2 protein-coding genes (both cut by a window edge) are annotated in these 20,480 nt (G+C 71.6%); both read right to left on the bottom strand.

The annotated features are described in order from the left end of the window. Positions 1–12,685 carry the 5' portion of a type I polyketide synthase gene (locus WMF20_RS08460; protein WP_437612231.1) on the bottom strand. 8,237 nt of this gene lie to the left of the window's left edge, so 12,685 of the gene's 20,922 nt are visible here — the first part of the coding sequence; its start codon is at positions 12,683–12,685; its stop codon lies beyond the left edge, outside the window. Further along, positions 12,678–20,480 carry the 3' end of a type I polyketide synthase gene (locus tag WMF20_RS08455; protein ID WP_437612229.1) on the bottom strand. The gene runs 25,209 nt beyond the window's last position, so 7,803 of the gene's 33,012 nt are visible here — the last part of the coding sequence; its start codon lies off the right edge, out of view; it ends in the stop codon at positions 12,678–12,680. The genes WMF20_RS08460 and WMF20_RS08455 overlap by 8 nt, the downstream gene beginning before the upstream one ends.

Genomic DNA, 20,480 nt, shown 5'->3' with positions numbered 1-20,480 from the left:
TCGGCAGCTCCACGGGCCGGCCGCCACGGCCCGACAGCACCCGGGCCCAGTCCACCTCGTGCCCCTGCACGTGCACTGTCGCCACCGCCGTCGCCAGCGCGCGCTCTTCCTCCTGCTCTCGCCGCAGGCTCGTCACAAACGTCGCCTCGGCTCCCTCCGGCAGGCACCCCGCCCCCAGCGCGCACAGCACGCCATCCGGCCCGCACTCGACGTATGTGCTCACCCCCGCCGCCGCAAGCGTGCGCATCCCGTCCAGGAAGCGCACCGCCTCGCGCACCTGCCTCACCCAGTACTCGGCCGACATCAGCGCTTCTTCGCCGCCGAGCTCGCCCGTCACGCCGCTCACCACCGCCAGCTGCGGCCGCGCGTACGTGCACTCCCGCGCCACCTTCCCGAACTCCTCCAGCATCCCGTCCATGTGCGCGCTGTGGAACGCGTGCGACACACGCAGACGCCGCGTGCGCCGGCCCTGCGCCTCCAGCCGCCGCGCCACCGCGAGCACCGCCGCTTCGTCCCCGCTCAGCACCGTCTGCATCGGCGCGTTCAGCCCGGCGATGCTCAGTCGCCCCTGCGCCCCGACCTCCGACAGCGCCCGCTGCACCTCCGGCTCCGAGGCCTCCACCGACACCATCGCTCCCCCGGCCTCGCACCCCTGCATCAGCCGACCTCGGGCGCACACTAGCTTCGCTGCGTCCGCAAGGCTCAGCACACCCGCCACGTGCGCAGCGCTCAGCTCTCCTATCGAGTGCCCCAGCAGCGCAGCGGGCTTCAGCCCCCACGACTCCCACTGACGGTACAGCGCCACTTCCAGCGCAAACAGCCCGGGCTGCGTGTACTCCGTCCGCTCCAGCTGCGCTCCTTCCTCGCTGCCCGCGGCCCCGAACACCACCTCTCTCAACCCACGGTCGAGATGCGCGTCCAGCGCCTCGCACACCTCGTCGAACGCCGCACGGAACACGGGGTACACTTCGTAAAGACTATTCCCCATCCCGAGCCGCTGGCTGCCCTGCCCCGTGAACAGCACCGCAAGCTTCCCGCCTCGCTTCGCCGTCCCGCTCACCACCGCCGCATCCGGCCGCCCCGACGACAGCGCGCGAAGACCCTCCACAGCTCCCGCAGCGCTCGCCGCAAGCACCGACGCCCGCGACTCGAAGTGCGTCCGGTGCAGCGCCGCCGTGCGCACCACGTCCGGCCACCCCACCTCCCCGTGCTCTTCCAGCCACTTCGCCCACCGCCCCGCCTGCGCATTCACCGCGGCCTCGTCTCGACCCGACAGCACCAGCGGCAATAGCGCAGGCGCCGCCTCGGCCTCGACAGGCTCGCGCCGCGCCTCGGCCGGCGCTTCTTCGAGGATGATATGCGCGTTCGTCCCGCTGATCCCGAACGACGACACGCCGGCACGGCGCGGGGGGCCCTCTGCGCGCCGAGGCCAGGGGGTCAGGCGATCGACCACCTGCACCGGCAGGTTCTCCCACGGGATGCGGGGATTGCGCGGCGAGCTGTGCAGCGTCGCCGGCAGCGACTCGTAACGGAACGCCGCCAGGATCTTGCACACCCCTGCGATGCCCGCGGCGGACTCGAGATGACCGATATTGCTCTTGACCGCGCCCAGCTGCAGCGGACGAGCCATATCCCGACCTTGCCCGTACACCGCGCCGAGCGCCTGCACCTCGATCGGGTCGCCCAGCGACGTGCCCGTACCGTGGCACTCCACCACATCGATGCTCGCCGGCTCCAGCCCCGCGTTCCGCAGCGCCGCGCGCACCACCTTCTGCTGCGCCGTGCCGTTCGGCGCCGTGATCCCGCTGCTCGCGCCGTCCTGATTGACCGCCGTGCCGCGCACCACACCCAGCACCCGCTTCCCCTGCTGCTGCGCCTCGGACAGCCGCATCAGCACCAGCACCCCGACTCCCTCGCCACGGCCATAACCGTCCGCCGCCTGCGAGAACGCCTTGCACCGCCCGTCCGGCGACAACGCGCGCGTGCGCGACAGCAGCACAAACCCCGCCGGGTTCGCCAGCACCTGCACACCTGCCGCCAGCGCCACCTCGCAATCGCCCCGGCGCAGCGCGTCGCACGCCAGGTGCAGCGCTACCAGCGACGAGCTGCAGGCCGTGTCGGTCGACACCGCAGGGCCTTGCAGCCCGAGGTGGTAGGCCACCCGTCCCGCAGCAAAGCTCAGCGCCGTCCCTGTCAGCGCATACGCATCTTCGTTCGCGCTCTTTCCTCGGTAGCTCGCGTATTCGCTCGGCGCCACGCCCACGAACACTCCCGTGTCCGAGCCCTTCAGGTGCTCTGGACGCACCCCCGCGTCCTCCAGGGCGCTCCACGCCGTCTCCAGCAGCAGCCGGTGCTGCGGATCCATCGGCTCCGCCTCCCGCGGACTTATCCCGAAGAACCCAGGGTCGAACGACGCCACGTCGTCGAGCAGCGACGCGTTCCGCACGTACGTCTTGCCCTTCGCGTCGGGGTCAGGATCGTACAGCGCCTCGACGTCGAATCGTTGGGCCGGGATCGGCCGCAGCGTATCCCGCTCTTCGACCAGCACCTGCCAGAAGCTCTCCAGGTCGCTCGCTCCGCCAGGCATGCGCAGCCCCACGCCCACGATCGCTATCGGCGTGCTCCACCCCTCTTCCCGGCTCACCTCGCGCACCGCCGGCTCCGGTCGCGGCTGAGGTGTGAGCTGCTCCAGCAGCCAGCGCGCCACTTCGCTCTGCGTCGGGTGATCGAAGCTCAGCGTGCTCGGTACCGTCATGCCCGTGCGCTTCTGCAGCCGCTTCGACAGCTCCACCGCCATCAGCGAATCCAGCCCGAGGTCCAGAAAGCCACGGTCCGGGTCAAGCCGGCTCGGGTCCGTCATGCCCAGTACCGCGGCCGTCTCGCTCGCCACCAGCTGACGTACCCGCTCGCGCCGCTCGGCCTCGCTCAGGCCCAGCAAGGTGTCTCTCAGCGCGGTCCCGCCTGCGGCCGGCTGCGGGCCGCGGCTCTCCTGCGCCCGCCGGGCCTCCTCGATCCCGTCCAGGAGCGGCCTCGGCCTCGCCGCGCTGAACGACGGCGCGAAGCGCGACCAGTCCACGTCGGCGATCGCCACCGACGTGCGCCCCAGCCGCAGCGCCATCTCCAGCCCGGCGAGCGCCTTGTCGGGCGACATCACCGCGACCCCGCGGATCCGCAGCTGCGACTCGAGCTCGCTGGTCACCATCCCTTCTCCCGCCCAGGGGCCCCAGTGCAACACCGTCGCAGCCTGCCCTCGCGCGCGCCGGTACCGCGCGAGCGCGTCCAGCCCTGCGTTCGCTGCGCCGTACCCAGCCTGCGCCCCGGAGCCCCACAGCCCGGCGATGCTGCCATAGAGCACGAATGCATCCAGCTCCCGCTTCCCCAGCAGCTGATGCAGGTGCCACGCCCCCTTCACCTTCGCCGCGAGCTCCTGCTCGAGCTGCTCAGGCTCGAGCTCTCGCAGCGGAACACGGCGGCCTATGCCCGCGAGGTGCGCCACCGCCCTCAGCGGCGCTTCATCCTGCTCCAGCTCCGCGAGCAGCGCCGCGAGCTGCGCGCGCTCCGACACGTCACACGCCGCCAGCGTCACCCGAATGCCCCGCGCCACAAGCTCGTCCCGCAGCTCGCTCGCCCCGGGCGCCGACGCGCCGCGGCGCGACGCCAGCACAAGGTGCTCTGCGCCACGCCCGGCCAGCCAGCGGGCAAGATGACCTCCGAGCCCGCCCACGCCGCCCGTGATGAGCACCGTGCCGCGCGGCTTCCAGCCCTCGCCGTCGCCCTCGCCGCGCACACGCACAATGCGCCTCACGAGGCGCCCGCCGCGCCGCACCGCCACCTGATCTTCGTTGTCGTCGGACACAAGCGTGGTCAAGACGTGCTGCATCACGCCCGCGTCCAGCTCCGCCGGCACGTCCAGCAGCCCGCCCCAGCGCTCGGGGTGCTCCAGCCCCAACGCCCGTCCCAGTCCCCACGTCAGCGCCTGCAACGGGTGCACCACCGCTTCGCTTGGCTCGGTGCTGACCGCTCCCTGCGTGAGCAACCACAGCCGCGCGCCGATTCCGGCGTCGCCGAGCGCCTGCACCACCGCCAGCGTCTGGTACAGGCTGCGGGGCGCCTGCCCTTGCTCCAGCGCGCCTTCCTCGCCTGAGGCCGTGAGCGCGATGACGCCACGCAGCTCGCCCTCCTCCTTTCTCAGGCGCGCTTGCTCTCTCAGCCACGCTGCGAGCTGCGCTCGCTCCACGGCCGCGATGTGCACGATCACCTCGGCCCCCGCGGCGCCGAGCGCACCACGCACCACCTCCGCAAGCTCTCCGGCAAGCGGAGGTGACACCACGAGCCAGGTGCCCCTTACATCCGGACTACCCGTCACACGCCTCGGATGGTTTTGCCACGCTTCCTCATACAGCCAGCTCGCCGCCGCCGCTTCTGCCTGCTTTCTCTGGCGCCACGCCGCGAGGTACGGCAGCAGCGGCCCGACGCTGGCGCGCACGTCGTCAGGCAGCTCCAGCAGCTCCGCAACGCCATCTCCCTCGCCCTCCAGCGCCGCATTCCACAGCGCCTGCTCCGCGCTGGAGACATTCACCTCGGTCGCCGTGCTCTTCGGCGCTTCCAGCCAGTAGCGCTGCCGCTGGAACGCGTACGTCGGCAGCTCCACGGGCCGGCCGCCACGGCCCGACAGCACCCGGGCCCAGTCCACCTCGTGCCCCTGCACGTGCACTGTCGCCACCGCCGTCGCCAGCGCGCGCTCTTCCTCCTGCTCTCGCCGCAGGCTCGCCACAAACGTCGCCTCGGCTCCCTCCGGCAGGCACCCCGCCCCCAGCGCGCACAGCACGCCATCCGGCCCGCACTCGACGTATGTGCTCACCCCCGCCGCCGCAAGCGTGCGCATCCCGTCCAGGAAGCGCACCGCCTCGCGCACCTGCCTCACCCAGTACTCGGCCGACATCAGCGCTTCTTCGCCGCCGAGCTCGCCCGTCACGCCGCTCACCACCGCCAGCCGTGGCCGCGCGTACGTGCACTCCCGCGCCACCTTCCCGAACTCCTCCAGCATCCCGTCCATGTGCGCGCTGTGGAACGCGTGCGACACACGCAGACGCCGCGTGCGCCGGCCCTGCGCCTCCAGCCGCCGCGCCACCGCGAGCACCGCCGCTTCGTCCCCGCTCAGCACCGTCTGCATCGGCGCGTTCAGCCCGGCGATGCTCAGTCGCCCCTGCGCCCCGACCTCCGACAGCGCCCGCTGCACCTCCGGCTCCGAGGCCTCCACCGACACCATCGCTCCCCCGGCCTCGCACCCTTGCATCAGCCGACCTCGGGCGCACACTAGCTTCGCTGCGTCCGCAAGGCTCAGCACACCCGCCACGTGCGCAGCGCTCAGCTCTCCTATCGAGTGCCCCAGCAGCGCAGCGGGCTTCAGCCCCCACGACTCCCACTGACGGTACAGCGCCACTTCCACCGCAAACAGCGCGGGCTGCGTGTACTCCGTCCGCTCCAGCTGCGCTCCTTCCTCGCTGCCCGCGGCCGCGAACACCACCTCTCTCAACCCACGGTCGAGATGCGCGTCCAGCGCCTCGCACACCTCGTCGAACGCCGCACGGAACACGGGGTACACTTCGTAAAGCCTATTCCCCATCCCGAGCCGCTGGCTGCCCTGCCCCGTGAACAGCACCGCAAGCTTCCCGCCTCGCTTCGCCGTCCCGCTCACCACCGCCGCATCCGGCCGCCCCGACGACAGCGCGCGAAGACCCTCCACAGCTCCCGCAGCGCTCGCCGCAAGCACCGACGCCCGCGACTCGAAGTGCGTCCGGTGCAGCGCCGCCGTGCGCACCACGTCCGGCCACCCCACCTCCCCGTGCTCTTCCAGCCACTTCGCCCACCGCCCCGCCTGCGCATTCACCGCGGCCTCGTCTCGACCCGACAGCACCAGCGGCAATAGCGCAGGCGCCGCCTCGGCCTCGACAGGCTCGCGCCGCGCCTCGGCCGGCGCTTCTTCGAGGATGATATGCGCGTTCGTCCCGCTGATCCCGAACGACGACACGCCGGCACGACGGACCCGGCCGTTGCGCCGCCACGGACGCGCCTCTTGCAGCAGCGACAGCCCGCTTCCTTCCCACCCAATGTGCGGGCTCGGCTGCTCCGCGTGCAGCGTCTTCGGCAGCACCTCGTGCTGCATCGACAGCACCATCTTGATCACGCCCGCCACGCCCGCCGCCGCCTGCGCATGTCCGAGGTTCGACTTCGACGATCCCAGGTACAGCGGACGCTCGGGGCTACGCTCCGGTCCAAACACCTCCGCCAGCGCTCCGGCCTCGATCGGGTCTCCAAGGCTCGTGCCCGTACCGTGCGCCTCCACCGCGTCGATGTCCTCGGGCGACAGACCACACGACGACAGCGCCTGCCGGATCACCCGCTGCTGGGCAGGGCCGTTCGGCGCCGTCAGACCCTGGCTGCGACCGTCCTGGTTCACCGCAGAGCCACGGATCACCCCCAGCACACGGTCGCCGTCGCGCTGCGCGTCAGACAGCCGCTTCAACAACAGCATCCCGCAACCCTCGGCCCAGCCCGCGCCGTCCGCCTGCGCCGAGAAGCTCTTGCACCGACCGTCGCGGGACATCCCCTTGAGACGGCTGAACTCCACGAACAGCGCGGGGGTGCTCATCACCGTCACCCCGCCGGCCAGCGCCAGGTCGCATTCGCCCTGGCGCAGCGCCGTGCACGCCAGGTGCAGCGACACCAGCGACGACGAGCACGCCGTGTCCACCGTCATCGCTGGGCCCTGCAGCCCCAGCGCGTAGGCCACCCGGCCCGAGAGGATGCTCGCCGCGCTCCCGATGCCCCGGTACCCGTCCAGCTCCTTCAGATCGACAGTATGAAGAGCACCGTAGTCCGAGCCCATCGAACCCAGGTACACTCCGGTGGCGCTCCCGCTCAGCGCCGACGGGCGCACGCCGGCACGCTCCAATGCCTCCCACGCCGTCTCCAGCACCAGCCGATGCTGGGGATCCATCGACTGCGCCTCGCGCGGCGATATCCCGAAGAAGTTCGCGTCGAACAGGTCGATGTCCCGAACAAACCCACCTTCGCGCGCGTAGCTCTTGCCTGCGGCCTCCGGATCAGGGTCGTAGACCTCGAACCCGTCCCAGCGCGCTGGGAGGCCTTCGATCGCGTCCTTCCCCTCGGCCAAGAGACGCCAGTAGTCGTCCGGCGTCGCAACGCCTCCCGGCAGCCGGCACGCCATCGACACGATCGCGATCGGCTCGTCTTTCCCTGCACGACGACGCACCCGCGCCCGCGCTTCCTTCACCTGCAGCCCCGAGAACGCCTGCTTCAGCAGCAGCTCTGCGATCGCCCGCGGCGTCGGGTAGTCAAAGACCAGCGTCGCCGGCAAGGACGTCTCGGTACGGGACGTGAGGCGGTTGCGCAGCGCCACCGCCATCAGCGAGTCGAGCCCCAGCTCCTTGAGCACCTGATCCGCTGCCACAGCCTCGCCGCGCTGAAGCCCTGTCACGGCCGCAACCTCGCCCCGCACCAGCTCGACGAGCGCATTCAGCCGCTCCGCCTCCGGCAGCGCCGAGAGGCGCTCGCGCAGCGCCGAGGCGTCTCGCCTCGTTGCCGAGGACGCCTTGCGCAAGCTCGGGCGCAACAGCGCACGAAACAGCGCCGGCAGCTCGCCGCTGGACTCCAGCCCACGCTGCAGCTGCGCGAGATCCAGGTGCACTGGGACCAGGCTCGCTTCAGGGCGTGAGAGCGCGGCGTCCAGCAGAGCGAGGCCCTCTTCCACCGGCATCGGCACGAACCCGTTGCGCCTCATGCGCGACAGCTCGGCCTCGCCCAGGTGCGCTGTCATCCCCACGCCCGCCTGTGTCCAGAAGCCCCACGCCAGGCTCGTCGCCGCGAGCCCGCCGCCGCGCCGGTGCGCCGCGAGCGCGTCAAGGAACGTGTTCGCCGCCGCGTAGTTGCTCTGGCCCGCCGTGCCAAACGTGCCGGCCGCCGACGAGAACAGCACGAACGCCGCGAGATCCAGCTCCCGCGTCAGCTCGTGCAGGTGCAGCGCCCCGTCCACCTTCGGCGCCAGCACCCGCGAGAGGCGCTCGGCCGTCTGGGCGGTGAGCACGCCGTCGTCGAGCACGCCGGCCAGGTGCAGCACCGCGCTCAGCGGACGCGCCGCGTCGATGCCGGCCAGCACACGCGCGACCTCCTCCCGCTTCGACACGTCGCACGCAGCCACCGTCACCGTCTCGGCGCCGAGCTCCTCGAGTGACTGCACGAGCTCGCGGGCCCCGGGCGCCTCCAGCCCGCGACGCGACGTCAGCACAAGGTGCCTCACCCCGTGCGCGCGCACCAGGTGCGCCGCGATCGCCTGACCCAGCTCCCCTGTCCCGCCGGTCACCAGCACCGTGCCCGCAGGGTCCAGCCCGCGGGCTCCTCGGGTGAGCTCTTCCGCTGCCGCCTGCGCGCGCACCAGGCGCGCGGCCAGCGCAGCGCCCCCGCGCAGCGCAAGCTCCGGCTCCGCCGCCGTCGCCAGCGCCCGCGCCAGCAGCCCAGCGTCCACGGGCTCGGTCCCCACATCGATCAAGCGCAGCCGGCGCTCGGGGTGCTCGCTGCGCGCCGCGCGAACAAGCCCCCACAGCGGCGCGCGCGCCAGATCCTGGACGGCGTCGTCCGGCGCCGCGCCCACCGCGCCCCGCGTCACCCACACCAGCTCGACAGCGTCGAGCCGCGGCTCCGACAGCCACGCTTGCAGCAGCGACAGCGCCTGCCTCGTCGCCTCGTGGGACAACGACGCCACTCCCGACTGACTCTGTCCTAGAGCTGTCGTGTCGACCGCCACCCGCGCAGGCGCGCTTGCGCCCTGCTCGAGGCGCGCAACCAATGCTTCGAGATCGGCAATCGCCTCCGCCCTCAGGGCTTCGGCCAGCCTCCCTCGTCCATCCGCTGCACCGACGACCACCAGCGAGCCCGCCTCCAGGGGGGCTGCCGCGAGCTCCACAGGCTGGAAGCTCACCTGATACATATGTTGGCCACCAGCGTGAACGGCGGTCCGCAGCTGCTCGGCCGTCGCCCGGCGCAGATGTAGAGCGCCGATGCTCGCCACGGCCTGCCCCGTGGAGTCTGCGACTTGCAGCGAAGCGGTGTCCTGGTGTGCGCCTCCGTCCTGGAGCTCCACCCGGACCCGAAGCTCGCTCGCCCCCGTCGCGTGCAGCGCCACGTCCGACCAGGCAAACGGCACGAGCACCTCGTTCGCCCCTGGGCTCTCGGAGAAGGCCGCGACCATCGTGTGGAGCGCGGCGTCCATCAACGCCGGGTGCACGCCATACGCCTCCGCCCTGTCCTTCTCGGTCCCCGGCAGCACCACCCGACCGAAGTAGGTTGTGCCTTGGCGCGACAGCTCCACGAGCCCTTGAAACGCCGGGCCGTAGTGGAGCCCGCGCTCACGCAGCCGCTCGTAAAGCCCGGACAGGTCCACCTCCTCCGCGCCCGGCACAGGCCACGTCGACAGCTCGTCGAGCTCGCCAGGAGCGCCGGGGGGCTCGTCCGTCAACACCCCCGTCGCGTGCTGCACCCACGGCGCGTCCTCCGGGGCGTGCTCAGGCTGGCTGTACAGCCCCACCTCGCGCCGGCCCGCCGCGTCCGGCGCTCCGATCATCACCTGCAGCCGCGCCGCGCCCTCGGCCAGCACCAGCGGCTCGGCGAGCGTGAGGTCCGACAGCGACCGGCTGCCCACCGCGCGCCCCGCCGCCAGCACCAGCTCCAGCATCCCCGTGCCCGGAAGCACCACCTGGCCAAACACCTCATGATCCCGAAGCCACGGATGCTCCGCCAGCGACAGCCGCCCTGTGAACAGGTGCCCCTCGCCGTCGGCGAGCCTCGTCGCGGCGCCGAGCAGCGGGTGTGCTGCTGCCTTGAGCCCCGCCGAGCTCACGTCGCTACGCGCCTTCGAGATATCCAGCCAGTAACGCTGCCGCTGAAACGCGTACGTCGGCAGCTCCACGGCACGACCGCCGTGGCCCGAAAGCACCCGTGTCCAGTCCACCTCGTGCCCCTGCACGTGCAGCTGCCCCAGCGTCCTGTACAGCTGCGACAACCCACCTTCGTCGCGCTGCAGGCTCCCCACCACCACCCCCTGCGCCTCCGCGCACGCCGTCGTCAGCGGCATCGCCAGCACCGGGTGCGCGCTCACCTCCACGAACACGCCGTGCCCGTCCTCCAGCAGCTTCGACAGCGCTCGGTCCAGGCGCACCGTCTGCCGAAGGTTGCGGCACCAGTACTCGCCGTCCAGCGCCTCGCCCCGCGACACCTCTCCTGTCACCGTCGAGTAAAACGGCAGCTGCGTCGCCTTCGGCCTGAGCGACGACAGCTTCGCTCCTAGCTCGGGCAGCAGCGCATCCATGTGCGCGCTGTGCGACGCGTAGTCGACGTTCACCTTCCGGCAGAACACACCTTCTGCCGTCAGCTCCACCATCAGCCCGTCCACCGCCTCCACGTCACCCGACACCACCGTCGAGCTCGACGTGTTCACCGCCGCTATCGCAAGCGCCTCCCCGTACGGCGCGATGCGCTCCTGCACCTCCGACACCGGCCGCTCGACCAGCATCATCGCCCCCATCCCCGACTGCTGCCGCACCGCCTGGCTGCGCAGCGCCACTACCCGCGCTCCCTCCGCAAGCGACAGCGCTCCGCACACCACCGCCGCCGACACCTCGCCCTGGCTGTGGCCCACCACCGCCGCAGGCTCCAGCCCCAGCGACCGCCACGCCGCGGCCAGACCCACGCACATCGCGAACAGCGCGGGCTGCACCACGTCCACCCGCTCCAGCGACGGCTGCTCCTCCCCGCCATCTCCGCGCAGCACCGACAGCACAGACCAGCCCGTCCACGGCCGCAGCGCCTCGTCGCATGCCTGCACCGCCTCCGCGAACGCCGCGCTCTGCTCCAGCAGCGCCCGGCCCATCCCCGGCCACTGGCTCCCTTGGCCGGGGAACACGAACACCACCTTGCCTCGCGCACGTGCCGTGCCCGCCGACACCGCCCGGTGGCCGCGACCCTGCGACAGCGCCCGCAGCGCCTCCTCCGCCTCCGACACGCTCGACGCCTGCACCGATGCGCGCGTGGCGAAGTGCGTTCGGTGCAGCGCCGCCGTGCGCACCACGTCCGACCACCCCACCTCCGCGTGCTCTTCCAGCCACTTCGCCCAGCGCTCCGCCTGCGCCCCCACCGAGGCCTCGTCTCGCCCCGACAGCAACAGCGGCATCGCAACACCCTCCGCCGCCAACGGCTCGCGCACTGCCTCCACCGGCTCGCGCGCCGCCTCCACCGGCGCCTCTTCGAGGATGACATGCGCGTTCGTCCCGCTGATCCCGAACGACGACACGCCCGCGCGCCGCGCCCGGCCGTTGCGCCGCCACGGACGCGCCTCTTGCAGCAACGACAGCCCGCTCCCCTCCCACCCAATGTGCGGGCTCGGCTGCTCCGCGTGCAGCGTCCGCGGCAGCACCTCGTGCTGCATCGACAGCACCATCTTGATCACACCGGCTACGCCAGCCGCAGGCCCCGCGTGTCCCAGGTTCGACTTCGACGAGCCCAGGTACAGCGGCCGCTCGGCCTTGCGCCCAGGCCCGAACACCTCCGCGAGCGCTCCGGCCTCGATCGGGTCGCCCAGGTTCGTGCCCGTCCCATGCGCCTCCACCGCGTCGATGTCCTCGGGCGACAGCCGGCACGACGAGAGCGCCTGTTGGATCACCCGCTGCTGGGCAGGGCCGTTCGGCGCCGTCAGGCCCTGGCTGCGACCGTCCTGGTTCACCGCTGACCCACGGATCACCGCCAGCACACGGTCACCGTCGCGCCGCGCGTCCGACAGCCGCTTCAGCACCAGCATCCCGCACCCCTCGGACCAGATGACGCCGTCAGCTCGCGCAGAGAAGCTCTTGCAACGACCGTCCCGTGCAAGGGCCTTGAGGCGGCTGAACTCCACGAATCCCGCGGGTGTGGTCATCACCATCACCCCGCCGGTCAAGGCCAGATCGCACTCGCCCTGACGCAGGGCCGTGCACGCCAGGTGCAGCGACACCAGCGACGACGAGCACGCCGTGTCCACCGTGATCGCTGGGCCCTGCAGCCCGAGCACGTACGCCACACGGCCTGAGAGCACGCTCGCCGCGCTCCCGGTGCCCCGGTACCCGTCCAACGCCGCCAGGTCGCTGCCGTAAAGAGCACCGTAGTCCGAGCCCATCGAGCCCAGGTACACCCCGGTGGCGCTCTCGCTCAGCGCCGACGGGCGCACGCCAGCCCGCTCCAGTGCCTCCCACGCCGTCTCCAGCACCAGCCGCTGCTGGGGATCCATCGCCTGCGCCTCTCGGGGCGATATCCCGAAGAAACCCGCATCGAACAGGTCGATGTCCCGCAGGAATCCACCCTCGCGCACGTAGCTCTTGCCCACCGCCTCCGGATCGGGGTCGTAAATCGAAGGTGCATCCCAGCGCGCAGGGAAGGCCTCGATCGCATCTCTCCCCTCCTCCAGGAGACGCCAGTAGTCTTCCGGCGTAGCGACGCCCCCCGGCAGCCGGCACGCCATCGATACGATGGCGATGGGCCCTGAACGGAGATCCGAGTGGCTGGTCTGCAGCCTCTGCAACTCTTTCAATGCACGGGTCAACGCCTCACGAAGCGTAGGAGAGGCGGCGCTGCTATTCATGGAGATCCTCTGAGTTCGAAATCATTTGCAAGGCTTGCAAGGCCAGCTGCTCGTCGGCGAGATCTTCGAAATCGGAAATGGGAACCGGAACCTCGACGGATGTTTCGGACGGCCCCCGCAGCTCCAAGAGCTTGGGGAGGAGGCCTGAACGACGCACGAGACTGACGGAGAGGCTGAGCATGAACGCGCGAATTTCCTCGTCGGACATGGAGTCCGCTGTACGCAGCAGATTCCGGCGCTCACCGTTTCCGAACTTTGACAGGAGGAACTTCGCGATGTGCGTGGCAGATGGATGGTCGAAAAGCAAAGTGGCAGGCAAGTTGCTTCCGACCAGCAAGGAGAGCCGATTGCGGACTTCGACGGCCATGAGCGAATCCATTCCGAGCTCCCTCAAGGGCTGGGCCGTAGGAATCGCGTCACCGCGCTGAAGCCCGAGCACCGCGGCGACCTCGGCCCGCACAAGGTCGATGAGCGAGCTCAGGCGCTCCGCCTCCGGCAGCGCCGAGAGGCGCTCGCGGAGCGTCGACGCCTCCTTCCTCGCGGCAGAGGACGCCTTGCGCAGCCCGGGGCGCACCAGCGCGCGAAGCAGCGCCGGCAGCTCGCCGCTGGACTCCAGCCCACGCTGCAGCTGCGCGAGATCCAGGTGCACTGGGACCAGGCTCGCTTCGGAGCGCAAAAGCGCGGCGTCCAGCAGAGCGAGGCCCTCGTCGACCGATATCGGCACGAGCCCTGCGCGCCTGATGCGCGACAGCTCGGCCTCGCCCAGGTGCGCTGTCATCCCCACGCCCGCTTGCGCCCACAACCCCCACGCCAGGCTCGTCGCCGCGAGCCCGCGGCCGCGCCGGTGCGCCGCGAGCGCGTCGAGGAACGTGTTCGCCGCCGCGTAGTTGCTCTGGCCCGCCGTGCCAAACGTACCGGCCACCGACGAGAACAGCACGAACGCCGCGAGATCCAGCTCCCGCGTCAGCTCGTGCAGGTGCAGCGCCCCGTCCACCTTCGGCGCCAGCACCCGCGAGAGGCGCTCGGCCGTCTGGCCGGCGAGCACGCCATCGTCGAGCGCGCCGGCCAGGTGCAGCACCGCGCTCAGCGGGCGCGCCGCGTCGATGCCGGCCAGCACACGCGCGACCTCCTCCCGCTTCGACACGTCGCACGCGGCCACCGTCACCGTCTCGGCGCCGAGCTCCGCGAGCGATTGCACAAGCTCGCGGGCCCCGGGCGCCTCCAGCCCGCGCCGCGACGTCAGCACAAGGTGCCTCACCCCGTGCGCGCGCACCAGGTGCGCCGCGACCGCCTGACCCAGCTCCCCTGTCCCGCCGGTCACCAGCACCGTGCCCGCAGGGTCCAGCTCGCGGGCTCGGGTGAGCTCTTCCGCTACCGCCTGTGCGCGCACCAGGCGCGCGGCCAGCGCAGCGCCCCCGCGCAGCGCAAGCTCCGGCTCCGCCGCCGTCGCCAGCGCCCGCGCCAGCAGCCCAGCGTCCACGGGCTCGGTCCCCACATCGATCAAGCGCAGGCCGCGTTCGGGGCGCTCGCTTCGCGCCGCGCGGACAAGCCCCCACAGCGGCGCGCGCGCCAGGTCCTCGACGGCGTCGTCTGGCGCCGCGCCCACCGCGCCCCGCGTCATCCACACCAGCTCGGTCGCTTCGAGCCGCGGCTCCGACAGCCACGCTTGCAGCAGCGACAGCGCCTGCCTCGTCGCCTCATGCGACGACACCGCCACGTCCAACGGGCTCGGGCTCGCGGCGGTGACGTCGACCACCACCCGCTCAGGCGCGCTCGCGCCATGCTCGAGGCGCACAACCAATGCATCGAGATCGGCAATCGCCTCCGCCCCCAGGGCTTCGGCCAGACGCGCTCCTCCCTTCGGTGCACCGATGACCACCAGCGAGCCCGTCCCCAAGGGAGGTGCTGCGAGGTCCACAGGCTGGAAGCTCACCTGATACATATGTTGGCCACCAGCGTGAACGGCGGTCCGCAGCTGCTCGGCCGTCGCCCGGCGCAGACGTAGAGCGCCGATGCTCGCCACGACCTGCCCCGTGCAGTCTGCGACGTACAGCGAAGCCGCTGGCTGCTGTGCGCTTTGTTCCTGCATCTCCACTCGGATCCGAAGCTCGCTCGCCCCCGTCGCGTGCGGCGCCACGTCCGACCAGGCGAACGGCAACAACACGCCGTCTGGCCCTGACATCTGAGAGAAAGCTGCGACCATCGTGTGGAGCGCGGCGTCCATCAGCGCCGGATGCACCCCATATGCCTCGGCGCTGCCCCTCGCGCTCCCGGGCAACACCACCCGGCCGTAAAGCCTCGCGCCTCGACGCCAGAGCTCCACGAGGCCCTGGAACACCGGACCGTAGTCGAGCCCGCCCTCACGCAGCCGCTCGTAAAACCCGGACAGGTCCACCTCCTCCGCGCCCGGCACAGGCCACGTCGACAGCTCGTCGAGCTCGCCGGGGGCGCCGGGGATCTCGTCCGTCAACACGCCCGTGGCGTGCTGCACCCACGGCGCGTCCTCCGGCGCCTGCTCGGACTGGCTGTACAGCCCTACCTCGCGCCGGCCCGCCGCGTCCGGCGCTCCGACCGACAGCTGCAGCCGCGCCGCGGCCTCCTCGGCCAGCACCAGCGGCTCGGCCAGAACCAGCTCCGACAGCGTCCGGCTGCCCACCGCGCGCCCCGCCGCCAGCGCCAGCTCCAGCATCCCCGTGCCCGGAAACACCACCTTGCCAAACACCTGATGATCCCGAAGCCACGCATGCTCCGCCAGCGACAGCCTCCCTGTGAACAGGTGCCCCTCGCCGTCGGCGAGCTTCGTCGCGGCGCCGAGCAGCGGATGGGCGGCCGCCTTCAGCCCCGCCGAGCCCACGTCGCCGCGCGCCCTCGGCGCCTCCAGCCAGTAGCGCTGCCGCTGGAACGCGTACGTCGGCAGCTCCACGGGCTGACCGCCATGGCCCGACAGCACCTGGGCCCAGTCCACCTCGTGCCCTTGCACGTGCACCGTCGCCACCGCCGTCGCAAGCGCGCGCTCTTCCTCCTGCTCTCGCCGCAGGCTCGCCACAAACGTCGCCTCGGCTCCCTCCGGCAGGCACCCCGCCCCCAGCGCGCACAGCACGCCATCCGGCCCGCACTCGACGTATGTGCTCACCCCCGCCGCCGCAAGCGTGCGCATCCCGTCCAGGAAGCGCACCGCCTCGCGCACCTGCCTCACCCAGTACTCGGCCGACATCAGCGCTTCTTCCCCAGCGAGCTCGCCCGTCACGCCGCTCACCACGGGCACCTGCGGCCTCCTATACGCGCACTCCCGCGCCACCCTCCCGTACTCTTCCAGCATCCCGTCCATGTGCGCGCTGTGGAATGCGTGCGACACACGCAGACGCCGCGTGCGCCGGCCCTGCGCCTCGAACCGCCTGCCCACCTCCAGCACCGCCGCTTCGTCCCCGCTCAGCACCGTCTGGCTCGGACCGTTGATGCCCGCGATCCCAAGCCGGCCCTCCAGCCCCATCGCCGACAGCGCCCCCTGCACCTCCGGCTCCGACGCTTCCACCGACATCATCGCTCCGCCCGCCTGGCACCTCTGCATCAGCCGACCGCGGGCGCACACTAGCTTCGCTGCGTCCGCAAGGCTCAGCACACCCGCCACGTGCGCAGCGCTCAGCTCTCCTATCGAGTGCCCCAGCAGCGCCGCGGGCCTCACTCCCCACGCCTCCCACTGCCGGTACAGCGCCACTTCCAGCGCGAACAACCCGGGCTGCGTGTACTCCGTCCGCTCCAGCAGCGCCTCCTGCTCGCTGCCCGCTTCCGCGAACACCACCTCTCTCAACCCACGGTCGAGATGCGCGTCCAGCGCCTCGCACACCTCGTCGAACGCCGCACGGAACACGGGGTACACTTCGTAAAGTCTCTTCCCCATCCCGAGCCGCTGGCTACCCTGCCCCGTGAACAGCACCGCAAGCTTCCCCCCACGCCCTCCCGTCCCGCGCACCACACCTGCCGCGGCTCGACCCTCCGACAGCGCCCTCAGCCCCTCCACCGCCTCCGACACGCTCGCCGCCTGCACCGATGCGCGCCAGGCGAAGTGCGTCCGGTGCAGCGCCGCCGTTCTCACCACGTCCGGCCACCGCACCTCCGCGTGCTCTCCGAGCCACTTCGCCCAGCGCTCCGCCTGCGCCCCCACCGAGGCCTCGTCTCGCCCCGACAGCAACAGCGGGATCGCGACACCCTCCGCCGCCAACGGCTCGCGCACCGCCGCCGGCTCGCGCGCCGCCTCAAGCGGCGCCTCTTCGAGGATGACATGCGCGTTCGTCCCGCTGATGCCAAACGACGACACGCCCGCAAAGCGGGGGAGGCCGTCGGCGCGCCGAGGCCAGCCGGTCAGGCGGTCGACCACCTGCACCGGGAGACTCTCCCAGGAGATCTGGGGGTTGCGCGGCGAGCTGTGCAACGTCGCCGGCAGGGCCTCATGCCGAAACGCCGCCAGGATCTTGCACACTCCGGCGATGCCGGCGGCCGACTCCAGGTGACCGATGTTGCTCTTGACCGCTCCAAGCCGCAGCGGGCGAGTCGCCTCCCTGCCTTGCCCGTACACCGCGCCGAGCGCTTGCACCTCGATCGGATCGCCCAGCGACGTGCCCGTACCGTGGCACTCGACCACATCGATGCTCGACGCCTCCAGCCCCGCGTTCCGCAGCGCCGCGCGCACCACCTTCTGCTGGGCCGTGCCGTTCGGCGCCGTGATCCCGCTGCTCGCGCCGTCCTGATTGACCGCCGTGCCCCGCACCACGCCCAGCACCCGCATCCCCTGCGCCTGTGCGTCCGAAAGACGCATCAGCACCACCACCCCGACGCCCTCGCCACGGCCGTAGCCGTCGGCCGCCTGCGAGAACGTCTTGCACCGTCCGTCGGGCGAGACCGCACGCGTGCGCGACAGCAGCACAAACCCCGCCGGGTTCGCGAGCACCTGCACGCCGGCCGCCAGAGCCACCTCGCAATCGCCGCGCCTCAATGCGTCGCACGCCAGGTGCAGCGCCACCAGCGACGAGCTGCACGCCGTATCGACCGACACCGCAGGGCCTTGCAGCCCGAGATGATATGCCACACGGCCCGCTGCGAAGCTCAGCGCGGTCCCCGTCAGCGCATACGCATCTTCGTTCGCGCTCTTGCCGCGATAGCTCGCATACTCGCTCGGCGCCACGCCCACGAACACACCCGTGTCCGAGCCCTTCAGCTGGTCTGGACGCACTCCCGCGTCCTCCAGCGCGCTCCACGCAGTCTCCAGCAGCAGCCGGTGCTGCGGATCCATCGGCTCCGCCTCCCGCGGGCTTATCCCGAAGAACCCCGCGTCAAACGATGCCACGTCGTCCAGCAGCGAGGCATGCTTCACGTACGTCTTGCCCTTGGCCTCGGGGTTAGGATCGTACATCGCCTCCACGTCGAAACGGTCGGTCGGGATCGGCCTTAGCGTATCCCGCCCCTCCACGAGCACTTGCCAGAAGCTCTCCAGATCGTTCGCTCCGCCCGGCATGCGCAGCCCCACGCCCACGATCGCTATCGGCGCGCTCCGCTCCGGTCCACGGCTCACGCCGTGCTCGTCCGCCGCCGGTCGCTCCGGCGGCATCAGCTGCTCCAGCAGCCAGCGCGTTACCTCGCCTTGCGTCGGATAATCGAAGATCAACGTCCTTGTGACCGACACCCCCGTCCGCTGCTGCAGCCGCTTCGACAGCTCCACCGCCATCAACGAGTCCAGCCCGAGGTCCAGAAAGCCTCGCTCCGGGTCCAGCCCGCTCGGATCCTTCACGCCCAGCACCGCCGCCGTCTCGCTCGCCACGAGCTCGCGCAGCCGCTCGCTCCGCTCCACAGCCGGCAGGCCGAGCAGCATCTCCCGCAGCGCCTTGTCCCCCGCTCCGCCCGCGGCCTGCTGCGGTGTCCGGCCCTCCAGCGCATGGCGCGCTTGCTCGATCCCGTACAGCAGCGGCCTCGGCCGCGCCGCGCAGAACAGCGGCGCGAAGCGCGACCAGTCCACGTCCGCGATCGCCACCGATGTGCGCCGCAGCCCAACCTCGAGCCCGCAAAGCGCCTTGTCCGGCGACATCGGCACCAGCCCGCGGCTCCGGAGCTGCGGCTCGGCCTCGTCGCTCACCATCCCACCTCCGGACCACGGGCCCCAGTGCAGCACCGTCGCCGTCTGCCCTCGGGCACGCCGGTAGCGCGCGAGCGCGTCGAGCCCTGCGTTCGCCGCGCCGTACCCGGCCTGCGTCCCAGAGCCCCACAGCCCAGCGATGCTGCCATAAAGCACGAACGCATCCAGCTCGCGCTCTGCCAGCAGCTCCTGCAGGTGCCATGCTCCGTTGACCTTCGCCGCGAGCTCCTGCGCCAGCATCTCGGGCGCGAGCTCTCGCACCGGCACGCGGCGGACTATCCCCGCCAGATGCGCCACCGCGCTCAGCGGCGCTTCGTCCTGCTCAAGCTCCCTCACCAGCGCCTCGACCTGCGCTCGCTCCGACACATCGCACGCCGCAAGCGTCACGCGCGCGCCCCGCCCCTCAAGCTCCTCCCGAAGCTCGCGCGCGCCCGCTGCCGCGGCGCCCCGGCGTGACGCCAGCACCAGGTGCTCTGCTCCCCGCTCCGCCAACCAGCGAGCCAGATGGCTCCCGAGCCCTCCCACTCCACCCGTGATGAGCACCGTGCCACGCGGCTTCCACCCCGCTCCGCCGTCCTCTCCACTCACCCGCACGATGCGCCGCACAAGACGCCCACCGCGTCGCACCGCCACCTGGTCCTCGTGGTCCTCGGCAACGAGCGTCCTCAGCACCAGCTGCACCGCTTCCGCGTCCACCTCCGCCGGCAGGTCTACCAGTCCACCCCAGCGCTCGGGGTGCTCCAGCCCCACCACCCGCCCCAACCCCCACGTCAGCGCCTGCGCAGGGTCGGACACCCCTTCGCTTGCCTCCGTGCTCACCGCTCCCTGCGTCAACACCCAGAGCCGCGCATCGAGCCCAGCGTCACCGAGCGCCTGCGCCAGCGCCAGCACCTCGTACACTCCGCGAGGACCTCGCCCTTCCTCCAGCGCACCTTGCTCCCCAGGCGCGCTCAGCGCCACGACGCCACGCAGCTCGCCCTCCAGCCCTCTCAACCTCGCCGCCAGCTGCGCTCGCTCTTCGGTCGCCGGCTCGATGATCACCTCTGCACCCGCAGCTCCGAGCGCATCACTCACCGCCGCGGTCAGCCCTCCGGCACGCGGAGATGACACCAGCAGCCATCTGCCCCTCACGTCCGGCTTGCCCCTGGCAGCGCTGGCTTCCCTTCGCCACGCCTCCTCGTACAACCAGCCAGACACCGCGGCTTCTGCGTCCTTTCTCCGGCGCCACGCCGCAAGGTACGGCAGCAGCGGCGCGACGCTCTCGCGCACGTCGTCAGGCAGCTCCAGCAGCTCCGCAACGCCTTCGCCTTCCTGCACCGCGTCCCACAACGCACGCTCCGGCCACGAGACATTCGCCTGTGCCGCCGTCGTCTTGGGCGCCTCCAGCCAGTAGCGCTGCCGCTGAAACGCGTACGTCGGCAGCTCCACGGGCCGGCTGCTATGGCCCGACAGCACCTGGGCCCAGTCCACCTCGTGCCCTTGCACGTGCACCGTCGCCACCGCCGTTGCAAGCGCGCGCTCTTCCTCCTGCTCTCGCCGCAGGCTCGTCACAAACGTCGCCTCGGCTCCCTCCGGCAGGCACCCCGCCCCCAGCGCGCACAGCACGCCATCGGGACCGCACTCGACGTATGTGCTCACCCCCGCCGCCGCAAGCGTGCGCATCCCGTCCAG

The sequence above is a fragment of the Sorangium sp. So ce834 genome, assembly GCF_051521425.1.
Classification (GTDB): domain Bacteria; phylum Myxococcota_A; class Polyangia; order Polyangiales; family Polyangiaceae; genus Sorangium; species Sorangium cellulosum_D.
The sequence above is the reverse complement of the archived record's forward strand: the minus strand, read 5'-3'. Positions and strand labels throughout refer to the sequence as shown.